The organism is Kribbella sp. CCNWLW201, from assembly GCF_037203805.1.
Classification (GTDB): domain Bacteria; phylum Actinomycetota; class Actinomycetes; order Propionibacteriales; family Kribbellaceae; genus Kribbella.
In genome coordinates, this window is the sequence record NZ_JBBCBQ010000010.1 from 1 (window position 1) to 20,456 (window position 20,456).

The window sequence follows — 20,456 nt, forward strand, 5'->3', positions numbered from 1 at the left end:
TGGCCTTCCCGCGGACTGGTGGCGCCAGCCCGCGCCCGGTGCGGACAGATCACCCACACATCAAGCAGGAGAGCCGGTTATCCCCTGAAATGCAGCCGCCTTGCGGCGGTGGTGGAGGAGGTGAGTGTCAAGGCTTGTGGGTGGGAGTTGAGCCGACCCAGCGGTGATAGTTGGGTAGGTCTACGTTGTTGCCGCAGATGATGGTGACTACGTGGCGGTCGGCGAAGCGGGGGCGGTTTTCGAGGATTGCTGCGATGCCGAGTGCGGCCGAGGGTTCGACGACTAGGCCGGCGTGGTCGAGGAGCAGTCGCATGCCGGTGATGATCGACGCCTCCTCGACCAGTACGGCGTCGTCGGCGACCAGGAGGAGGTCGTCCAGGACGGCTGGGATGGGGTAGCGGCCGGCGACGCCGTCGGCGATGGTGTTGGTCGAGTCGGTGGTGACGACACGTCGTTGGTGCCACGAGTGCGTGAGCGCCGGCGCGCCCAGCGGCTGGACGCAGATCACTTCGACGTCGGGTGCCAAGTCCTTCACCACATGACCCACACCGGTGGCCAGTGCCCCGCCGCCGAGAGCGATGAGGACGGTGTCGAACGCCGGCGCGGCGTCCACCAGTTCCAGGCCGATGGTCGCCGCGCCCTCGCAGGTCTCGAGGTCCAGGCTGTCTTCGAGCAGCCGGATGCCGTCGTACTGCGCGATGGCCGCCGCCCGCTCACGCGCCAGCTCGTGGTCGCCGTCCACCAGCTCCAGCCTGGCGCCCAGTGCGCGGATGCGATCGAGCTTGGCTACCGTCGCAAAGCGGGATGCCACGACGGTGACGTCGAGCCCACGTCTGCGGCCGGACCAAGCGAGGGCTTGGCCGAGGTTGCCCGCACTGGCACAGACCACGGCTCGCGAGGCGAGTTGGGTCGCGACGAGCTCGGTGCCGCGTCCCTTGAAGCTGCGGACCGGGTTCGCCGTTTCGAGCTTGATGCTCACCGTGCAGCCGAGGTCGGGCTCCAGCGCCTCGCAGCGGTACAGCGGAGTGTCGAGAAAAACCGGGTCGATGACCCGGCGAGCCGCCCGGATCCGGGCAGTGTCGAGGCGAGTCTGCGGCACGACACAGCACTCTGCCACGGCTGCGCCCCTAGCGGTGGAGTCTGTATGCGGTATACGATCGGTCGGAACACACTGGCTGTGACCCGGCGCACGGTGATTTGTATTGGTGCCGGATACACTCGGGGGTGTTTGTGGAGGGGAGTATTCCTCTCGGGCGGCGGTGATCCGTGCCCGAACGCGGCAGTGTCGTCATCACGGGAGGCCTGGGCGGCCGAACCGGTGCTGCCGGCCCGGACCACCCGGGCGGAAGAGACCTCCGGACCAAGCTCTACGCCGTCGTCCGGAGGTTCGTCATGGTCTCTGTCATGCCCGCTGCCGTCTGGGTCCTCACCATCGTCGGGTTGCTGGCGATCGTCGCCTTCGACCTGGTGGTGATCGCCCGGCGCGATCACAGCGTGACGATCAAGGACGCGACCCGATGGGTGTTGTTCTACGTCGGGCTGGCCGGCTTGTTCGCGGTCGGGTTGTTCCTGTTCGCCCCGGAGTCGGGGACGACCGGCGGCGAGTTCGTGGCCGGGTACATCACCGAGTACAGCCTGAGTGTCGACAACCTGTTTGTGTTCGTGATCATCATGGCGAGGTTCGCCGTACCGAGTCTGGCGCAGGACAAGGTGCTGTACGTCGGCATCGTGGTGTCGATGGTGTTGCGGGCGGTGTTCATCCTGGCCGGCGCTGCGGCGATCGCGGCCGCGAGTTGGGTGTTCTACCTCTTCGGCGCGTTCCTGGTCTACACCGCGGTCCGGTTGGCGCTCGAGGGCGACAACAACGAGACAGACTTCCAGGAGAACGCCGTACTGCGGGGGATGCGCCGGATCCTCCCGCTGTCACATGAGTACGACGGTGCCAAGCTGACGACTCGTGTCGACGGCCGGAAGCTGGTGACGCCGCTGGTGATCGTGATCGCCGCGATCGGGATGGCGAACGTGATCTTCGCGCTCGACTCGATCCCGGCGATCTTCGGGCTCACCCAGGACGCCTACATCGTGCTGACCGCCAACGCGTTCGCGCTGATGGGCCTGCGCCAGCTGTACTTCCTGATCGGCGGACTGCTGGAGCGGGTCATCTACCTGAACGTCGGCCTGTCGGTGATCCTCGCCTTCATCGGCGTGAAGCTGATCATCGAGGCACTGCACGGTTCGCACATCGACGACATCGGCTCGATCCACCTGCCGCACATCGGCATCCTCACCTCCCTCGGGTTCATCGCCGGCACCCTCTTCGTGACGACGGTCGCCAGCCTGATCAAGTCGTCGTACGACCGCCGCCGCGTCGAGGTCCGGATCAAGATCGACGAGTGAGGCCGGCTTCCGGAAACTAATCGCCGCTCAGTGACGATTTCCTTCCGGAAAGCGCGCTGTCCGGCGTCGGGCGGAGGCGGAGGTAGAGGAGGGGGATCGGGGTGAGGAGCAGGCCCGAGGCGAGGAGGGCGGTGCGCAGGGACGAGCGGCCGACGGCGCCGAGCGGCGGGCCGCCGACGACCTGGCCGATCGCGTTGGCCTGCGACACCATCGAGATCACCGTCGCGCGGGATCGAGAGTCGACGTGCCGGTTCAGCCAGGCGGTCTCGATCGGCCAGGCGAGCGTGCCGGCGATCGTCCCCAACCACATCGCGGCCAGCGCCAGCCAGAGGTGATCCAGCAGGGCGAAGGTGATCACGCCGGCGACCTGCAGGAGAGCGAGCAGCGCGAGTATGCCGTTCGGATGGGTGGCGCTGAGTCGCTCTGGCGAGAGCTTGTTCAGCGTGACCGAGGTGATCAGCGACAGCAGCGTGCCGACCAGGGCAAGGACGGTGAACCAGAACGCCGGGTCCGACGTACCGAAGGCCGTCGGGAAGTCGAACTCGAGGATCTTCACCGACCACAACCGGTCGAACGCCTCACTGGACAGCCCGGAGATCAGGCTGATCAGCACCAGCGTGCGTACGACGGGACGCCGCCGAGCGACCGCGAGACCGTGCTTGAACGTCTCGGCCAGCTGCCGGAACGTCTCCCGCTCGGCCCGCGGCGTCCGGTGAAAGTTGTCCTCGCGCATGAATGCCGCCAGCACCAGCGCCAGCAGGATCATCCCCGCGCCCGACACGACCAGCGGCAACGGCAGGCTGATCAGGCCGAGCGCACCGGCGGTGATGGTGCCGGCGATCTTCGTGACCATGCTGATCTGCTGGGTGCGGATGAAAACCTTGCCGACCCGTTCGGTGCCGACCTCGTCGGTGATCCAGGCCTGGTCGGCGCCGGAGGTGAAGGTGTAGCCGACGCCCCAGAGCACCTGGGCGGCGAGGATCGCGAGGAACTCGGGCACCAGGCCCTGCAGCAGGAAGCCGGCCCCGATCAGGGCCAGGCCGATGATGACGGACAACCGGCGGCTGTAGAGATCGGCGACGATGCCGGTCGGCACCTCGAACAGGAAACAGGCGAGCTCGAGGGTGGTCCCGACCAGGACCATCTGGAGTGGGTTCAGGCCGGCGTCGCGGACGTAGTACACCATGCTGAGCGTGAACGTCAGCGCGCCGAGGAAGGCCCAGGCGCCGTTGTAGGCGTAGTAGGTCCGGACCGGATCGGCCGAACGGAAGGCAGGACGAAACATCGTGGGTAGCTCCCGAAAGCGCATGCGGGCATGACGAAGCGTGACCTGACTAGGTCAAACGCTTGACGTGACGCACGACGGCCGGCCGACCCGGCGGAGGTGCGCTTTCTAGAACTGGCTACGCATGGCGAAAGAGTAGGGGAGGATCCGGCGAGTCCGCCTCCGATTTTCGCGGCCACGAGCGGTCATCGGAGGTACCATCGAAAGTGCCTGGCCCGGCCGTTCCCCCGTGATGGTCGGGTCAGGTTTTATGTGCCCGGATGTAGAGAATCGCCGAGCGGCTCCGTCGCCCCTGTAGACAGCAGGACCGACGAGAGGATCTCCACCATGCTGCTCGAGAACAAGACCGCGATCGTGTACGGCGGCGGGGGCGCGATGGGCGGCGCGATCGCCCGGGCATTCGCCGCCGAGGGTGCCACTGTCCACCTGGCCGGCCGGACTCCGGCCAAGCTCGAGAAGGTCGCCGCCGACATCACCGAGTCCGGCGGCAAGGCCTCCGTGGCCGTCGTCGACGCGTACGACGCCGATGCGGTGAGCGAACATGTCGCGTCGATCGAAGGCCGGATCGACGTTGTTTTCAACGCGGTGAGCGTGCGGGTGAAGCAGAACGTCCCGCTCGTCGACCTGTCGGTGGACGACTTCGTCCGGCCGGTCGAGGACGCCGCACGGACCAACTTCATCACCTCGACCAGCGTGGCGCGCCGGATGATCGAGCAGCGCGGCGGCGTGATCATGATGCTGTCGTCGTCAGCGTCCCGCGAGTCCGGGGCCGAGTTCGAGATGGGCGGTTTCAGCCTGGCCTGCGCGTCCATCGAGACGCTCACCCGGGCCCTCGCCGGTGAGGTCGGTCAGTACGGCGTCCGCGTGGTCGCCCTGCGCCCCAACTTCACCCCCGACACTCACCCGGAGTGGGAGATCGAGGAAGGCGGTCTGGACCACCTGATCAAGGGCACCGCGCTCCGCCGGTTGCCCAGGGTCGCCGAGGTCGCCCACACCGCAGCCTTCGCCGCATCGGACCACGCCGGCCCGATGACAGCCGCCGTACTCAACCTGTCGTGCGGCGCGGTCGCGGACTAGAACGGTTTGCGATACCTCGGCTGCCGCTCGGCGACGCGGTAGCCGAGGCTTTCGTACAGAGCCATGCTGGCCAGCTCAGCAGCGTCGGGTCTTGACAGCACTGGCTGTGGGCGGGTTGACTGCGGACATAGTTCACGGAGGAAATAAACCCGCCTAGGACTGGGTCGTCGGCTCAGAACGACTCCGAACCAGGCTTCTTCGCTGTGCCTTCCTCCCGGAAAACCGGCCACACATCCTATCGGATATCTGATCTGACCTTGTCCAGGAAGGAACCTCCGGAGTGAGCGCAACCCTGAAACCGGCCGCGCCGCCGGCACCGGTACGCCGGGAGGCGGTGAAACCCACCCGGACACCACGCCCGAGTCGCCGGACCGCGGCACGCCGGAGCCTGCGGCGGCACTGGCAGCTGTACCTGCTGGTCGTCGTACCGCTCGGCTACTTCGTCATTTTCAAGTACATCCCGATCGCGAACGCGGTCATCGCGTTCAAGAACTACAGCCCGGTCAAGGGTCCGTGGGGCAGCGAGTGGGTCGGGTTCCGCAACTTCGAGTTGTTCTTCGCCAACCCGGTGTTCTGGACGCTGGTGAAGAACACCTTCATCCTGGCCGCTTACACGGTGCTGGCCAGCTTCCCGATCCCGATCATCCTGGCCATCGCGCTGAACGAGATCCGCAACGGCCGGTTCAAGAAGGTCGTCCAGCTGGTCACCTACGCGCCGTACTTCATCTCCACCGTGGTGGTCGTCTCGATGACGATCCTGGTGCTGTCGCCGCGGCTCGGGTTCGTCAACGACGCGATCGGGCTGTTCGGCGTACCGGCGGTCGACTTCCTCGGCAACCCGGACTACTTCCGGCACATCTACGTCTGGTCCGACGTCTGGCAGACCACGGGATACTCGGCTGTCATCTACCTGGCCGCGCTGGCCGGGATCGACCCGGCGCTGCACGAGTCGGCCAAGATCGACGGCGCCACCCGGCTCAAGCGGATCTGGCATGTCGACCTGCCCGGCATCATGCCGACCGCGGTGATCATCCTGGTGCTGGGTGTCGGCAACATCATGTCGATCGGGTTCGAGAAGGCGTTCCTGCTGCAGAACCCGCTGAACCTGGCCCAGTCCGAGATCATCGCCACCTACGTCTACAAGACCGGTCTGCTGAACGCCGACTTCAGCATGGCGACGGCGATCGGGCTGTTCAACTCGGTGATCAACCTCTTCCTGCTGCTCGGCGTGAACTTCGCCGCCAAGCGCATCACCGGAAACGGACTCTGGTCATGAGCCTCTCTTTACAAGCCTTCCGGCGTACGACGGAACGCCCCGAGTCGACCGTGATCGCGGAGACGCCGACCGACAAGATCTTCCTGCTCGGCGTGCGGATCATGCTCTGGATCGCGCTGATCCTGGTCGCGGTGCCGCTGATCTACATCGTCGCGAACTCGTTCAGCAGCGCGTCCGCGGTGAGCGCCGGCCGGGTGCTGCTGTGGCCGGTCGAGCCGAGCCTGCAGGCGTACAAGGTGGCGTTCGGCGACCCGCAGATCATGCAGGGCTACCTGAACTCGTTCATCTACGCGATCGGCGGCACGCTGATCAGCGTCACGCTGACGATCGCGATCGCCTATCCGCTGTCGCGCCGTACCTTCTACGGCCAGAACGTGATCATGAGCGTGCTGATCTTCACCATGTTGTTCTCCGGCGGCCTGATCCCGACGTACCTGGTGGTGCAGGACCTGGGCATGCTGAACACCCGGTGGGCGATGGTGATCCCGAGCGCGATCGGGGTCTGGCAGGTGATCATCGCGCGGACGTTCTTCCGCTCGACCATCCCGGACGAGCTGTACGAGGCAGCCACCATTGACGGCGCGAGCGACCTGCGCTTCCTCTGGTCGATCGTGTTGCCGTTGTCGAAACCGGTGATCGCGGTGATCGCGCTGATGTACGCGATCTTCCAGTGGAACAGCTACTTCGACGCGCTGGTCTACCTCAAGGACCCCGGCCTCTACCCGTTGCAGATCGTGCTGCGCAACGTACTGATCCTGAACACCGTCACCGGTGGCTCCACCACCCAGAACCTGGCCCAGCAGCTCGAACAGCAACAGCTGGCCAATGTCCTCAAGTACGCGCTCATCGTCATCTCGAGCCTGCCCGTACTGATCATCTACCCGTTCGTCGCCCGCCACTTCACCAAGGGCGTGATGGTCGGCGCGGTCAAGGGTTAACTCCGAAAGGAACAAGGGAAATGCGCTCAACAATGAGCAAGATGGCCGCGTTGGCAGTGGCCGGCACGCTCGCCCTCGCGGCGTGCAGCTCGGACAAATCGGCGCAGGGGGCGGCGAACGAGACGACGGCCGACGGCAAGGTCGTCATCGATGCCTTCACCCCGGCCGACCAGAACTCCAACCTGGACACCAACCAGGTCACCAAGATCATGAGCGACAAGTTCAAGATCCAGTTCCGCTGGCAGACCACGACGTACGACGGCGGGCCGGCCAAGGAGAAGCGGCAGATCTCGCTGGCCAGCGGCGACTACCCGGATCTGTTCTTCCTGATCCCGTGGGTCGACGCCTTCACCCAGGCCGAAGTCCTGAAGCTGGGCCAGCAGGGCATCGCGCTGCCGCTGGAGAACCTGATCAAGGAGAACGCGCCGAACATCCAGAAGGCGCTCGACTCCAACAAGACGTACAAGGAGATGGCGACCGCGCCGGACGGGCACATCTACGCCCTTCCGCAGTGGGCCGACTGCTACCACTGCACGTATCCGGACAAGCTGTGGATCAACAGCGCCTGGCTGAAGAAGCTCGGCCTGCAGATGCCGAAGACGACCGAGGATCTGCGCAAGGTGCTGCAGGCCTTCAAGACGCAGGACCCGAACGGGAACGGCAAGCCCGACGAGATCCCGATGACCACCGACCCGCAGGACAGCAGCCTGATCGCGTACCTGATGAACGCGTTCGCCTACGACCCGGTCGGCGCGAACAACGGCGTCCGGTCGCTGATCACGCTCGACGGTGACAAGGTCGTCACGCCGGTGACGTCGCCGCAGTGGAAGGAGGGCCTGAAGTACATCAACTCCCTCTACAAGGAAGGCCTGATCGACCAGGCCGCGTTCACCCAGAACGCCGCGGCACTGCAGGCCCAGGGCAACAACCCCAAGGCCGTCGTACTCGGATCGGTGCCGGTGCTGTGGCCGGGCATCTTCGTCCAGCTCGACTCGAAGGACGGCCGGGACAAGCAGTACGACGCGGTGCCGCCACTGACCGGTCCGGAGGGCAAGAGCTACACCGGCCTGAACTACCCGACGTCCACCGGCTACACGTTCATGCTGACCAACAAGGCCAGCAAGGAGGCCCAGGTCGCGGCGATCAAGATGCTGGACTACATCTACACCGACGAGGGCCAGATGATCACCAACATGGGGCCGGAGGGTGTCGGCTGGACCAAGCCGGGTCCTGGTGACATCGCGCTCGACGACAAGGTCAAGCCGCTGTACAAGCCGAAGCAGAACGCGCCGAAGAACATCAACTGGGGTGCGCTCGGGCAGTACAACAACACGCTGGCCTACCGCAACGCGCAGGTCGTGCCGGCCGACATCTACACCGGAGCCGGCCTCGAGCGGCGGCTGTTCCAGGCGACCAAGCTGTACGAGGGTCACGAGGACAAGGCGCAGTGGTTCCCGCAGACCTCGGTCTGGCCGGACCCGAGCCTGAGTGGTGAGCTGGCCACCCTGCAGACGAACCTGAACAGCTACGTGAACCAGAACCAGTTGGCCTTCATCACTGGGTCGAAGAACATCGACACCGAGTGGGACGCCTACGTGAAGGGTCTGGACAGCACCGGGATGACCAGGTACCTCGAGATCCAGCAGCAGGCCTACGACAAGTACAAATCCGGGAGCAAGTAACCCAACATGTCGCACGAACTGTGGTTCACAACAGCCGCCCCCGACTGGTTCGAGGCGTTGCCGGTCGGCAACGGTCACCTCGGGGCCAAGGTGTTCGGCCGGATCGACGAGGAGCGGATCGCGCTCAACCTCGACGACGTCTGGTCGGGCGACGGTCCGCGCACGTTGACCGTGACGGACGGTCCGCAAGTGCTGGCCGATGTACGGCGGTTGTTGCTGGACGAGGGTGATCAGCTGGCGGCGACCGAGCGGACGCGGGCTTTGCAGGGCCCGCTGGTCGAGTCGTACCAACCGCTCGCCGACCTGCTGATCCATGCGTCCGGAGAACCACAGGACTACCGGCGGAGCCTGGACCTCCGCACGGGGACCGCCGCCGTCGACTACACGGTCGACGGCGTGCGGTTCCGCCGGGAGACGTACGTCTCCGCGCCGGACCAGGTAATGGTGTGGACGATCACCGCCGACCGGCCGGGCACGATCGACCTCGACCTGGAGCTGACGAGTCAGCATCCGATCCGGGTGGAAGTTGCCGACGGCATCTATGGGGTCGTCGGTCACGCTCCTTCGGATCTGACGATCGAGTACCGGCAGAGTCCGGACCCGATTCGTTACGAGGAAGGGCGCGGCATCGGCTTCGGGGTCGCGCTGCGCGCCTCCAGCGCCGGTGGCACCGTCAACGTGAGCGATACCGGTGTCGCCGTACGCGGAGCCGACGGCCTGACGGTGGTGCTGGCAGCAGCAAGCACGTTCGCGGGGTGGAAGGTGCCGCCGGGTCGGGATCCGCTCGTGGCGTTGCGCGAGGCAACAGATGTGCTTGAAAGCCTCAGCCTGGAGAAGGTGAGAGAGCGCCATCTGGACGACCACACCGCGCTCCACGGGCGTGCTGAGCTGCAACTGGGCACGCCGAGTGATCTGCCGACCGACGAGCGGATCAAGGCGGTGGCGGCCGGCGGCAACGATCCGGATCTGGTTGCGTTGATGTTCAACTTCGGCCGGTACCTGTTGATGGCGTCCTCCCGCCCTGGGACGCAGGCGGCCAATCTGCAAGGCATCTGGAACCAGGACCGCCGGCCGATGTGGGCCAGCGACTGGACGAACAACATCAACACCCAGATGAACTACTGGCTCGCCGATCTCACCGGCCTGGGGGAGTGCTTCGACCCGCTCACGGACCTACTCGAAGGTCTGGCCGAGTCGGGTGCCGAGACCGCCCGGATCCTGTACGACGCACCGGGATGGGTCTCCCATCACAACTCGGACATCTGGGGCGCGACCTGGCCGGTGGGCGAGGGTGGCGACGACCCGGTGTGGTCGATGTGCGCGACCTGCGGTGTCTGGCTGACCGCGCATCTGATGGAGCACTACCGGTTCCAGCAGGATCTGGACTTCCTCCGCGACCGCGCCTATCCGTTGATCGCCGGTGCGGCCGAGTTCGTCCTGTCGATGCTGGTCGAGGACCGCGACGGCCGGTTGCAGTTCATCCCGTCGACCGCACCGGAGCACCACTTCGTACTGCCGTCCGGAGACAAGGCCTCGGTCGACCTCACCACGACGTACGACATCTGGCTGATCCGCGAACTGTTCGGCAACCTCACCGAAGCCGAGAGCGCGCTGGGTCTCGCGACCAGCCTGGCCGCCCGAGCTCGTGTCGCCCGCGAGCGACTTCCAGAGATCCGTACGGCGGCCGACGGCAGGCTGCTCGAATGGCCGACGGACTGGCAACCATCCGAGCCCGACCATCGTCACCAGTCCCACCTCTACGGTCTCTACCCGGGCGCCGAGATCGACCCCGCCCGTACGCCGGAATGGGCTGCGGCGGCCCGTGCGTCGCTCGACCTCAGGACGGCTGGTGCTTCGCCGGGCGGCTGGACGGCGGCGTGGCTGGTCGCGTTGTGGGCGCGGTTGCTCGAGCCGGAGAAGGCGGCCGCGGTGATCCGCGACTACCTGAGCCGGCTCGTCTCGGACAACCTGCTGCACCGTGACGGCGACATCTTCCAGATCGACGCCAACTTCGGCATGACCGGGTGCATCCCCGAGCTCCTCATCCAGAGCCACACCGACACCATCCGCCTCCTGCCCGCCCTGCCGGCCGACTGGCCCGACGGCTCGTTCCGCGGCCTCCGGGCCCGGGGCGGCCTGTCCTTCGACGTCACCTGGCGCGACGGCAAGCTCACGGCCGCGACTGTCACGGCCAGCCACGCCGGCACGCACCGGATCGCACTACCTGACGGCACCGTGACGATCGAGCTGTCAGCGGGTGAACAGGTCGACCTGGTTAGGGCTGCCTAACCAAAGCTGTTATAGGGTCAGGGGCTATGAGGAACCGCCTTGGGATTGCTGTTGTGGCTGCGTTGCTGGTGTTGACGGGGTGTGGAGGCGGTGACACCAAGAGCGCCGACAGCGGGCCGGGGGACACTGAGGTGGCGACAGGCGGGCGGCTGTTCAAGACCGCGGACCAGGAGACCGCCAAGCTGGGGTCGGACGCGCAGCCGGGGGCGTTCCCGCGGACGGTGCAGCACGCGCTGGGTGAGACCAAGCTGGAGAAGAAGCCAGAGCGCGTCGTCGTCCTGGACAGCGGTGAGCTCGACGACGTGCTCGCGCTCGGCATCACGCCGGTCGGGATGGCGACGACCGCGGGTCAGGCGGGTGTTCCGTCGTACCTGGCGGACAAGGCGCAGGGGATCAAGACCGTCGGTGGGATCAGCGAGCTGAACCTGGAGGCGATCGCCGCGCTGAAGCCGGACCTGATCCTGGGCAGCAAACTGCGGGCGAACGACCTGTACGACAAGCTCAGCGCGATCGCGCCGACGGTGATGAGCATCCGGCCCGGGTTCCCGTGGAAGGAGAACTTCCTGCTGGTCGCGGACGCGGTCGGCGAGGAGGACAAGGCCACCGGGATCCTGAACGACTACCAGAAGCGCGCCGACGAGGTGAAGAAGAAGGTGCAGGGGTCGCCGACGATCTCGCTGGTCCGGTTCCGGCCGGCCGAGATCCGGCTGTACGGCAACCTGTCGTTCATCGGCGTGATCCTGAAGGACATCGGGCTGCCCCGGCCGAAGATCCAGGACGTCCAGGACCTCGCGGTCGAGGTGTCGCAGGAGAACATCTCGAAGGCCGAGGGGGACTGGATCTTCTACTCCAGCTACGGCAAGCCGGAGACCACCGCCGAGAACACCGTTGTCAACGGCAACCTCTGGAAGGCGCTCCCGGCGGTCAAGAACGGCCAGGTCGCCCGCGTCGACGACGAGGTCTGGTTCCTCGGCCTCGGCCCGCTCGGCGCGATGGACGTGCTGTCGGACCTGGAGAAACTCCTCGGCCCCAAGGGCTAGTCCGGGACGCGGCCGCGGTCGGTGACCTGGATGTGCGGGGCGTAGCGGGCGACGGCTGCGACCAGGTCGTCGTACGGGAGTTCTCGGCCCAGGACCTCGAAGGTGCCGGGCCAGGGGCGGGAGGGGCCCCAGGACTTCGAGTTGCGGGCGAGGGAGTCGTCGTCGTGGAGCAGGACGACGAGGTACGGCTCCCACCACTCGCCGCCCTCGCCGTTGCCCTGGCGCCGCTCGATCCGGCAGATCCCGTGCACCTGCGACCACGGGACCCTCAGCGGTTGATCACCGCCCAGGTAGATCCCGGTCTCGTCGATCGAGAGCAGGACGTCTTCCTCGTCGGCCTCGCGGCTCTCTTCGAACGCCGTCACCGCGCCGACCAGGAGCAGGATCGGCAGCCCGACCGCGAAGATCAGCGGCATCCCGCCCCAGGACAGCCAGATCGCCTCGAGCGGCGCGCGGATCGACTCGCCCCTCATCAACTGGACCACGGCACACAGCACCGTGATCAGGACCATCAGGCCGAACAGGACCGTGCCGAAGAGCAGCGTGGTCTTGGTCGTCCCGAGACCGCGCCGCTTCACCACGAACGGCTCGGTGGTCTGCTCGGGCGGCATACCGGCATTGTCGGGTGCATCCGCCGTACGCACCAGCATCCTCACCGAACCGTACTCATTTCGGCCCGAACCGGTCCTTCGTACGGATGAAATAGCTCTCCCTGACCCGGCACGGACTTTGGTCCGGCCCCAGTGTCCGCAACAATCGCACCATGCCGGACCGCCAGACCGCCGTCGCATCCCGGAAGCCGCCGACGCGCACCTCAGGCCGGCGACGCCGCAAGGGCAGTAAGTGGCGTCGCGGCTGGATGATCGCCGTCCTCGCGGTGCTGTCCGCCCTGCCGCTGCTGTTCCACCGCTGGGTGCCGAACTCGTTCGGCAACCTGGGCAGCCTGCTCGACACCTTCCTGCCCTGGGTCGGCCTCGCCGTACCCGTACTGGCAGTAGCGGCCCTGGTACGACGTTCCGCCATCGCCGGAGTCGCGTTGCTGGTGCCCGCGGTCGTGTGGGGCCTGATGTTCGGCAACCTGCTGATCCCGGGCAAGGGTGGTGGCGCCTACGACCTGCGGGTCCTGTCGCACAACGTCGACGCGGCCAACCCGGATCCGGAGCGGACCGCGCAGGACCTGCTCGCTGCCGACGCCGATGTGATGGCGCTCGAGGAGATCACCGCGGCGGACATGAAGATCTACAAGGCCGCGTTCGCCAAGGAGTACCCGTACGAGGTCGCCCGGGACACGGTGGCGCTGTGGTCGAAGTACCCGGTGGCCGAGAGCAAATCGGTCGACGTCGGTTTCAAGTGGACGCGGGCGCTGCGTGCCGAGGTGAGTACGCCGGAGGGCAAGGTGGCGGTGTACGTCGCCCACCTCGCCTCCGTCCGGGTCGGCACCAGCGGCTTCACCTCTGGCCAGCGCAACGACACGATCGAAGCCCTCGGCCGGCAGATCGCCGACGAGCGACTGGCCGGCGTGATCGTGATGGGCGACTTCAACGGTACGGCGAACGACCGCAGCCTGGCCCCGCTGACCGCCGGACTGCGGTCGGCTCAGGGGGCGGCGGGCTACGGGTTCGGGTTCACCTGGCCGGCCAAGTTCCCGATGGCGCGGATCGACCACATCATGGTCCGCGGCATCACCCCGACGAAGGCCTGGGTGATGGGGTCGACCGGCAGCGACCACCGCCCGGTCGTCGCCGAGGTCCGCATCTAGGTGAGTTACGTCCGAAGAAGTGTGGCCTATAGGCCTCGGATCTTCGGACGTAACGGTTCAGTCGGCGATGCCGTTGCGGTAGGCGTAGCGGACGGCTTCGGCGCGGTGCCGGGCGCCGATCTTGGCGAAGGTGTTGTTGATGTGCGTCTTCACGGTCGCCTCGCCGATGTACAGCCGCTCGGCGATCTCCTGGTTGCTGAGTCCTTGCGCGATCAGGCGCAGTACCTCGGTCTCCCGCGCGGTCAGCCCGTCGGTGGCTTTGACCCGGCCTGGGGTGAGCCCGGCGATCAGTCGGCGGGAGACCTCCGGGTCGAAGGTGGACTGGCCGGCGGCGGTCGAGCGGAGCGCCGCCCCGATCTCGGCCCGGCCGGCGTCCTTGGTCAGGTAGCCCCGCGCCCCGGCCCGCAGTGCGGTCGCGATCGACTCGTCATCGGCGTACGTCGTCAGCACCAGTACGGCGATGCCGGGGAAGTCGGCGGTGATCCGTGCGGTCGCCTGGACGCCGTCGAGGATCGGCATCTTGAGATCCATCAGGACGACGTCAACGTTGCCCCGGGCAACGAGATCGACCGCCTCGACGCCGTTCGCGGCCGCACCGGTCACCTCGATACCGTCCAGCAGGCCGAGCAGCGCGACCAGTCCCTCCCGGACCACTTGCTGATCATCCGCAACGATGACCCGGATCCCATCACCCACCAGGCACCTCCGCGACCACGAGCCAGTCGTCCCCGTCCGGACCTGCCGTCAGCGTTCCACCGACCAGGGCCAGCCGCTCCCGCATCCCCGCCAGCCCGAACCCTTCCCCGGCCGTCGCTCCCTTGTTCCGCACCGTAAGCCGTACACCGTTCCTCAGTTCAACCGTGACGCGCTGACCAGGTGCGTGCCGGGCCGCGTTCGTCAGGGCCTCCCGCGCGGCATTGAGCAACGCGACCGTCGCGCCCGAGTCGAGCCGTCCGGCCGGGCCTGCCACAGTCAGCAGAACCGCCGAGCCGTGATCCGCTTCGTGTTGTTCGGCGAGTGCCGCGAGTGCCTGCGGCAGCTCGGGTACGTCGTCCGCCCGCAGCGCGGCCACCGCGTTCCGCGCCTCACTCAGCCCTTGTACGGCGAGCCGTCGCGAACGCCGGATGCGGTCCAGAGCACCCTCGGTGTCACCGCGTTCGTCGAGCAGCGCCTCGGCCAACTCGAGTTGCACGCTGAGCGCGCCGAGTGAGTGAGCCAGGACATCGTGCAGATCACGCGCGATCCGGCCGCGTTCCTCGAGCGCCGCCGCTCTGGTGTGCTCGCTTTGGGCTCTGCGGGTCTGTTCCAGCAGCTGCTCGGTCTGCCGGACCTGGACCTCGTACTGGCGCCGGTTGAGCCCGAAGGCGACGAGCACCGAGGTCCACAGCAGCTGGCTGAAGTACCAGCTGTCCGGCCGATCGAACCACCACGTGGACACCGCGAATGCCGCCGCCACACCGATGCCCGCGGCAACGATCGGCCGGTTGCCGCGGAGGACGCCGTACCGGGGGAAGGTCATCACGGCGATGTCGGTGATGGCGACCAGGACCAGGACGAGCGCATTCGAGTCCGGCAGGCCGGAGATCACGGCGTTGCTCACCGCGACGGCCCCGAGCAGGGCCAGGGCGACGTACGGGCGGACCGTCATCAGGACGGTGCCGGCCAGGAACACGGCCAGGCCGCCGCCGAGTACGAACCAGGCCCAGCCCTCGGCCGGACGAGCGGTGGCGAGTACGGCGATCGCGACGAACGACGTCAGCGCGCGGCCGAGCCAGCCGCTCTCCCCGTGCAAGGTCAACCGCATCACACCGGAACCCTACGCAGGGACGGCGGATGCGGCGGACCGTCCAGGGGTGGAGATCTGGGTGGAGACGCGGGTCGGCGCGATTGTGTCGGCGAGCAGGAGTAACGTTCCGAACCGGTAACACCACGATCCGTCACCACGACGACTCGGAGGGCCGATGCTTGCGCAAGACTCCATCCTGAGGCTGGACGCCACGGCGATCGACTACCTCATCATCGCCTTGTACTTCGCCTTCGTGCTCGGCATCGGGTACCTGGCCAAACGGGCGGTCTCCAGCAGTCTCGACTTCTTCCTGTCCGGCCGGTCGCTGCCGGCCTGGGTGACCGGCCTGGCGTTCATCTCGGCGAACCTGGGCGCGATCGAGATCATGGGCATGTCCGCGAACGGCGCGGAGTACGGCATGCCCACGGTGCACTACTTCTGGATCGGCGCCATCCCGGCGATGCTGTTCCTCGGCGTCGTGATGATGCCGTTCTACTACGGCTCCAAGGTACGCAGTGTGCCGGAGTTCATGCTGCGCCGGTTCGGCCGGACCGCCCACCTGGTGAACGCGATCAGCTTCGCCGTCGCCCAGGTGCTGATCGCCGGGGTGAACCTGTTCCTGCTGGCCACCATCGTCAACGTGCTGCTCGGCTGGCCGATCTGGGTGTCGGTGATCGTCGCCGCGGTGATCGTGCTCAGCTACATCACCCTCGGCGGCCTGTCGGCGGCCATCTACAACGAGGTGCTGCAGTTCTTCGTGATCGTGGCCGCGCTGCTGCCGCTGACCATCGTCGGCCTGCACAAGGTCGGCGGCTGGCAGGGGCTGGTCGACAAGGTGACCGCCTCGCCCGGCGGCGGCGAGCAGATGAGCGCCTGGCCGGGGAACGCGCTGAGCGGGTTCAGCAGCAACTTCCTGTCCGTGATCGGGCTCGTCTTCGGTCTGGGCTTCGTGCTGTCCTTCGGGTACTGGACGACGAACTTCGTCGAGGTGCAGCGGGCGATGGCGTCGAAGAACATGTCGGCGGCCCGGCGGACGCCGATCATCGGGTCGTTCCCGAAGATGTTCGTCCCGTTCATCGTCATCATCCCGGGCATGATCGCGGCCGTGGTCGCGCCCGATCTGGCCCAGTTCAAGGCCACCGGCAGCGGGGACGTGGACTACAACGACGCGCTGCTGATCCTGATGCGCGACCTGCTCCCGAACGGCATGCTCGGCCTGGCCATCACCGGTCTGCTGGCCTCGTTCATGGCCGGTATGGCGGCCAACCTCAGCTCGTTCAACACGGTGGTGTCCTACGACCTGATCGAGCGGTACGTGATCAAGGACCGGCCGGACGACTTCTACCTGCGCACCGGCCGCTGGGTCACCGTCGTGGGCACCGTGATCGCGATCGGCACCGCGGCGATCGCGTCCGGCTACAGCAACCTGATGGACTACCTGCAGCAGCTGTTCTCGTTCTTCAATGCGCCGCTGTTCGCCACCTTCATCCTCGGAATGTTTTGGAAGCGGATGACCGCGACGGCCGGCTGGGTCGGCCTGGTCAGCGGTACGACGACCGCCGTGCTGGTGTTCATCCTGTCCGAGAACGGCGTCATCGACCTGCCCGGTCAGGGCGCCAGCTTCGTCGGCGCCGGTGCGGCCTTCGTGGTGGACATCGTGGTCAGCGTGATCGTCAGCCTGGCGACGGTACCGAAACGGGACGAGGAGCTGGTCGGCCTGGTCTATTCGCTGACGCCGAAGGAACAGCGGTCCGAGGTTACGCTGCGCGGCGACCACGGCTGGTACCGCAAGCCGGTGCTGCTGGCCGGCATCTCGCTGGCGATGACCGTCGTCCTCAACATCGTCTTCGGCTGATCCGGGAGGAAGAGTCATGGCGGAGAAGAAGAAGGCCGGAGCATTCGACATCCGGGTGGTGATCGCGACCCTGATCGCGATCTACGGCGTGGTGCTGACGATCCTCGGCATCATCGCGGACCCGAAGGAGGTGGACAAGGCGGCCGGGATCAACATCAACCTCTGGGGTGGTCTGGCGATGCTGGTGTTCGCCGCCTTGTTCGTGCTGTGGGCCTGGCTGCGGCCCATCGTCGTACCGCTGGAAGCGCAGTCGTCGGCCGAGGAGCGGCCGCCGGGGGAGTGACTTACGGCAGCACTGGTCGTTGTAGGACCAGTGGTGCCGGTGGTCCTTTCGTTGTGGGACGCCGGCCCGAACGGTCCCGTCCCACTGCGAAGGACTCGTGATGCCGGTAGCAGATCCACCGCCCCTGTCCCGCCGGGCTTTTCTCGCCCGCATCGGCGTACTCGGCGCGGCACTCGGGGGAGGTGGCCTGCTGGCGCGCAGCGTGCTGGCCCCGGCCGATGCCGCCACCAATCCGCTGCTGCCGCCGACGGTGGACCTGATCCGGCCGCTGCTGGCCGAGCTCGCTCGGGACACCCTCAACGGGCTCACCGTGTTCGCGATGCCGGGCCCCGATCCGTACTCACGGACCCAGGGCACGCCGAGCAGTACGCCGGGTGCGATCGAGGCCGGCGCGACCGACTTCATCATCAACTCGCTGGACAACTTCGTCCCGTTCCCGGACGCGGTCGCCCAGCCGGTCGGGGCCGCTCTGGTGACGGGCCTGGCCGACTCCGGGATCGCGCTGCCGGGGCTCGAGGTCCTCCCGGTCGAGCTCCGGCGGCTGGATCGAGCGGTGGCGGCGTACCTGCAGAGCGACGAGGCGATGCCGCTGTCGTTCCCGATCGCCGGGCTGCTGAACCTGATGGCGACCCAGGTGAACCCGCTGGCAGTGAACGGGCCGCACCTGTCGCCGTTCGCGCGGTTGTCGTACGCCGAGAAGGCGCAGGCGTTCGAGCTGATCGAGCGCACCGACGCGGACCTGATCGCGTTGCTCGACGTGCAGTTCCCCGAGCCGTTGAAGAGCTCGGTGTCCGGGCTGCTCAAGTTCGTCGGCGGCGCCCTGATCGAGTTCGCCACCTTCGGCGCGTACGGCGAGTCGGCCGTCTACGACAAGGTGAGCCGCACGCTGCGGGAGCGCCCGGTCGGGTGGAACCACACCGGCTACCAGCCGAACGGCCCGGTCGAGGGCTGGGACGACTTCATCGGTTACTACCAAGGGCGCCAGGAGGTGCACGACTGATGCGCGACGTCATCGTGATCGGGGCCGGCGGCGGTGGTCCGGTGGTGGCCAAGGAGCTGGCCGCTCAGGGTCTCGACGTACTGCTGCTGGAGGCCGGACCGCGGCACGCCAAGCCGCGGGAGGAGTGGACGACCTTCGAGGACGACGCGAACAACCCGCTGACCGGCTATCTCCGCTGGGGCCCGTCGGACCGGTCGAAACCGGCCTGGTTCCGGGAGTGGCCGCAGAACTCCTTCGTCTGGCAGCTGTCCGGCGTCGGCGGCACCACGCAACACTTCTACGGCAACTACCCGCGCGCGTACCCGGGCGTCTTCGAGGGGTACGACGGCCCCGACCGGAACGGGTACGACGTCGACCATCGCTTCCCGTTCACGTACGGCGAGCTGGTGCCGTACTTCGAATGGGTCGAGGCGACCATGCCGGTGATGACGGCGGCGATGGGCCACAAGGAACAGATGTTCTTCCGCGGTGCCGAGACCCTCGGGTTGCCGGTGCAGACCACCAAGACGACGCATCGGCCGTCGTACCGGCCGCAGGAGAACGCGATCCTGCAGCCGGGCGGGACGGCCGGCAAGACGTCGTCCTCCGACCTCTTGGTGTATCCGAAGGCCACCGGGTGCACGTTCTGCGGCTACTGCTTCCAGGGCTGCATGCGGCCGAACGGTGCCCCGCGCAACCAGTTCGCCAAGCGGTCGACGGACAACAGTTACGTGCCGATGGCGTTGACCGCCGAGGTGTGGTCGTCCGGGCGGCCGATCGAGTTGATCACGGATGCCTTCGTCACCCGAGTACATGCGGAGAAGCGGCACGGCGTACTCACTGCCACCGGGGTGACGTGGCTGTCGGGTGGTGCTGAGCATCGTGAGGACGCTCGGGTCGTGGTGATGTCGGGCGGGTGCACGGAGAACCCGCGGCTGTGGTTCAACAGCGGCCTGCCGAACCCGAACGGCTGGGTCGGCCGCGGCTACACCGATCACTTCTTCGACTGGGTGTTCGGCGTCTTCGACGACTACACCGGCAACCCGAAGGGCGTCGGCTCGAGCGCGAGACTCGACTTCCCGCCGTACGGCGGCCTGGAGAACGTCGGCCTCCCACCGGCGCTGGCCGCGTTCGCGGGGACCTTGTCGGACAGCGGGATCCGCGGTCAGTACAAGAACGGTCGCGGGCGGACCGGGCCGTGGGACGGGCCGGCCGGGCGGGTGATGGGGCCGGAGCTGAAGGAGGTCCTGTCGCACGGGCTGGACCGGCTGCTGAGCGTGCTGGTGATCACCGACGACGACGTCGAGGCGCAGAACCGGGTCACCCTCTCGGCGCTGCCCGCGGACGAGAACGGACCGATCCCGAAGGTCACCTTCAAGCAGCGCCAGCGGACCGCGCGGACGCTGCGGAACCGCGAATTCATGGCCCGCAAGGCGGCCGAGCTGCTCCGCGGCGCGGGTGCTCGCAAGGTCTACCGGATCGACTGGGCGCCGCTCATCCTGCACGTCCAGTCGTCGATGCGGATGGGGTCGTCGGCGCGGAACTCCGTCCTCGATCCGCGCGGGGAAACCCGGGCTGTGAAGCGGCTGTTCGTGGCCGACAACTCGGCCCTGTCGAACGGGCTCGGCGGACCGAACCCGACCCTCACCTCCCAGGCGCTGGCCACCCGTACGGCAGAGAAGATCTTCTCCACGTACTTCGGGGGTGATCCGTGGGTGCGCTCGAGCTCCCCTGTCGTGTCCACGGATCCCCGGATCAGCGTCCGGTTGGGGCAGCTCGGTCTGTGAGCGTGTCCGTTTGACGAACATCG

General features: G+C 67.1%; 17 protein-coding genes. 12 read left to right on the forward strand and 5 right to left on the reverse strand.

Annotated elements, in window-relative coordinates; genetic code table 11:
- Nucleotides 1-127 precede the first annotated feature (127 nt).
- On the reverse strand, nt 128-1,099 hold the full coding sequence (locus tag V9K99_RS32660) for a threonine ammonia-lyase (RefSeq protein WP_337323963.1): 972 nt from the start codon (nt 1,097-1,099) through the stop codon (nt 128-130).
- Between the two features lie 305 nt (nt 1,100-1,404).
- Here V9K99_RS32660 and V9K99_RS32665 point away from each other — a divergent pair, with 305 nt between their 5' ends.
- Entirely contained in the window at nt 1,405-2,397 is a 993-nt protein-coding gene (locus V9K99_RS32665; RefSeq protein ID WP_337323962.1) for a TerC/Alx family metal homeostasis membrane protein, read from the forward strand.
- A gap of 16 nt (nt 2,398-2,413) precedes the next feature.
- Here the strand turns inward: V9K99_RS32665 and V9K99_RS32670 are convergent, their stop codons facing one another.
- The gene (locus V9K99_RS32670) at nt 2,414-3,682 is read right to left on the reverse strand and encodes an MFS transporter (protein ID WP_337323961.1); all 1,269 of its coding nucleotides are present in this window, start codon (nt 3,680-3,682) and stop codon (nt 2,414-2,416) included.
- Nucleotides 3,683-4,009: 327 nt separating this feature from the next.
- On the opposite strand from V9K99_RS32670, the gene V9K99_RS32675 reads away from it, so the two are divergent.
- The 6 genes from V9K99_RS32675 (at nt 4,010) to V9K99_RS32700 (ending at nt 11,984) form a co-directional block, all read left to right on the forward strand.
- Complete coding sequence (locus tag V9K99_RS32675) at nt 4,010-4,759, forward strand: SDR family NAD(P)-dependent oxidoreductase (RefSeq protein WP_337323960.1); 750 nt, start codon at nt 4,010-4,012, stop codon at nt 4,757-4,759.
- Between the two features lie 280 nt (nt 4,760-5,039).
- Nucleotides 5,040-6,035 carry an ABC transporter permease gene (locus V9K99_RS32680; RefSeq protein WP_337323959.1) on the forward strand — a complete coding sequence of 332 codons (996 nt, stop codon included), beginning with the start codon at nt 5,040-5,042 and terminating at the stop codon, nt 6,033-6,035.
- Nucleotides 6,032-6,973 (forward strand): carbohydrate ABC transporter permease, encoded by a 942-nt coding sequence (locus tag V9K99_RS32685; protein ID WP_337323958.1) that lies wholly within the window; start codon nt 6,032-6,034, stop codon nt 6,971-6,973. Before V9K99_RS32680 ends, V9K99_RS32685 begins: the two co-directional genes overlap by 4 nt.
- 41 nt (nt 6,974-7,014) lie before the next feature.
- Nucleotides 7,015-8,655: an ABC transporter substrate-binding protein gene (locus V9K99_RS32690; protein WP_337323957.1), complete on the forward strand. Its 1,641-nt coding sequence runs from the start codon at nt 7,015-7,017 to the stop codon at nt 8,653-8,655.
- A gap of 6 nt (nt 8,656-8,661) precedes the next feature.
- Nucleotides 8,662-10,944 carry a glycoside hydrolase family 95 protein gene (locus V9K99_RS32695; protein ID WP_337323956.1) on the forward strand — a complete coding sequence of 761 codons (2,283 nt, stop codon included), beginning with the start codon at nt 8,662-8,664 and terminating at the stop codon, nt 10,942-10,944.
- A 26-nt stretch (nt 10,945-10,970) separates the two neighbouring features.
- Nucleotides 10,971-11,984, forward strand: coding sequence for an ABC transporter substrate-binding protein (locus V9K99_RS32700; RefSeq protein ID WP_337323955.1), 1,014 nt, complete (start codon nt 10,971-10,973; stop codon nt 11,982-11,984).
- Here V9K99_RS32700 and V9K99_RS32705 read toward each other — a convergent pair.
- Nucleotides 11,981-12,640: a hypothetical protein gene (locus tag V9K99_RS32705; RefSeq protein ID WP_337323954.1), complete on the reverse strand. Its 660-nt coding sequence runs from the start codon at nt 12,638-12,640 to the stop codon at nt 11,981-11,983. The genes V9K99_RS32700 and V9K99_RS32705 overlap by 4 nt on opposite strands.
- Before the next feature lie 203 nt (nt 12,641-12,843).
- Between V9K99_RS32705 and V9K99_RS32710 the strand changes: the two genes are divergently transcribed.
- Nucleotides 12,844-13,743: an endonuclease/exonuclease/phosphatase family protein gene (locus V9K99_RS32710; protein ID WP_443137112.1), complete on the forward strand. Its 900-nt coding sequence runs from the start codon at nt 12,844-12,846 to the stop codon at nt 13,741-13,743.
- A 57-nt stretch (nt 13,744-13,800) separates the two neighbouring features.
- Here the strand turns inward: V9K99_RS32710 and V9K99_RS32715 are convergent, their stop codons facing one another.
- Together V9K99_RS32715 and V9K99_RS32720 are read right to left on the reverse strand one after the other, a co-directional pair.
- Nucleotides 13,801-14,439 carry a response regulator transcription factor gene (locus V9K99_RS32715; protein WP_337323952.1) on the reverse strand — a complete coding sequence of 213 codons (639 nt, stop codon included), beginning with the start codon at nt 14,437-14,439 and terminating at the stop codon, nt 13,801-13,803.
- Entirely contained in the window at nt 14,432-15,547 is a 1,116-nt protein-coding gene (locus V9K99_RS32720) for a sensor histidine kinase (RefSeq protein WP_337323969.1), read from the reverse strand. The genes V9K99_RS32715 and V9K99_RS32720 overlap by 8 nt, the downstream gene beginning before the upstream one ends.
- 157 nt (nt 15,548-15,704) lie before the next feature.
- On the opposite strand from V9K99_RS32720, the gene V9K99_RS32725 reads away from it, so the two are divergent.
- The 4 genes from V9K99_RS32725 (at nt 15,705) to V9K99_RS32740 (ending at nt 20,433) form a co-directional block, all read left to right on the forward strand.
- Nucleotides 15,705-17,384 (forward strand): sodium:solute symporter family protein, encoded by a 1,680-nt coding sequence (locus tag V9K99_RS32725; protein WP_337323951.1) that lies wholly within the window; start codon nt 15,705-15,707, stop codon nt 17,382-17,384.
- Nucleotides 17,385-17,400: 16 nt separating this feature from the next.
- On the forward strand, nt 17,401-17,667 hold the full coding sequence (locus V9K99_RS32730) for a hypothetical protein (protein WP_337323950.1): 267 nt from the start codon (nt 17,401-17,403) through the stop codon (nt 17,665-17,667).
- A gap of 100 nt (nt 17,668-17,767) precedes the next feature.
- Nucleotides 17,768-18,667 carry a hypothetical protein gene (locus V9K99_RS32735; RefSeq protein WP_337323949.1) on the forward strand — a complete coding sequence of 300 codons (900 nt, stop codon included), beginning with the start codon at nt 17,768-17,770 and terminating at the stop codon, nt 18,665-18,667.
- Nucleotides 18,667-20,433, forward strand: coding sequence for a GMC oxidoreductase (locus tag V9K99_RS32740; RefSeq protein ID WP_337323948.1), 1,767 nt, complete (start codon nt 18,667-18,669; stop codon nt 20,431-20,433). Before V9K99_RS32735 ends, V9K99_RS32740 begins: the two co-directional genes overlap by 1 nt.
- Nucleotides 20,434-20,456: the final 23 nt, after the last annotated feature.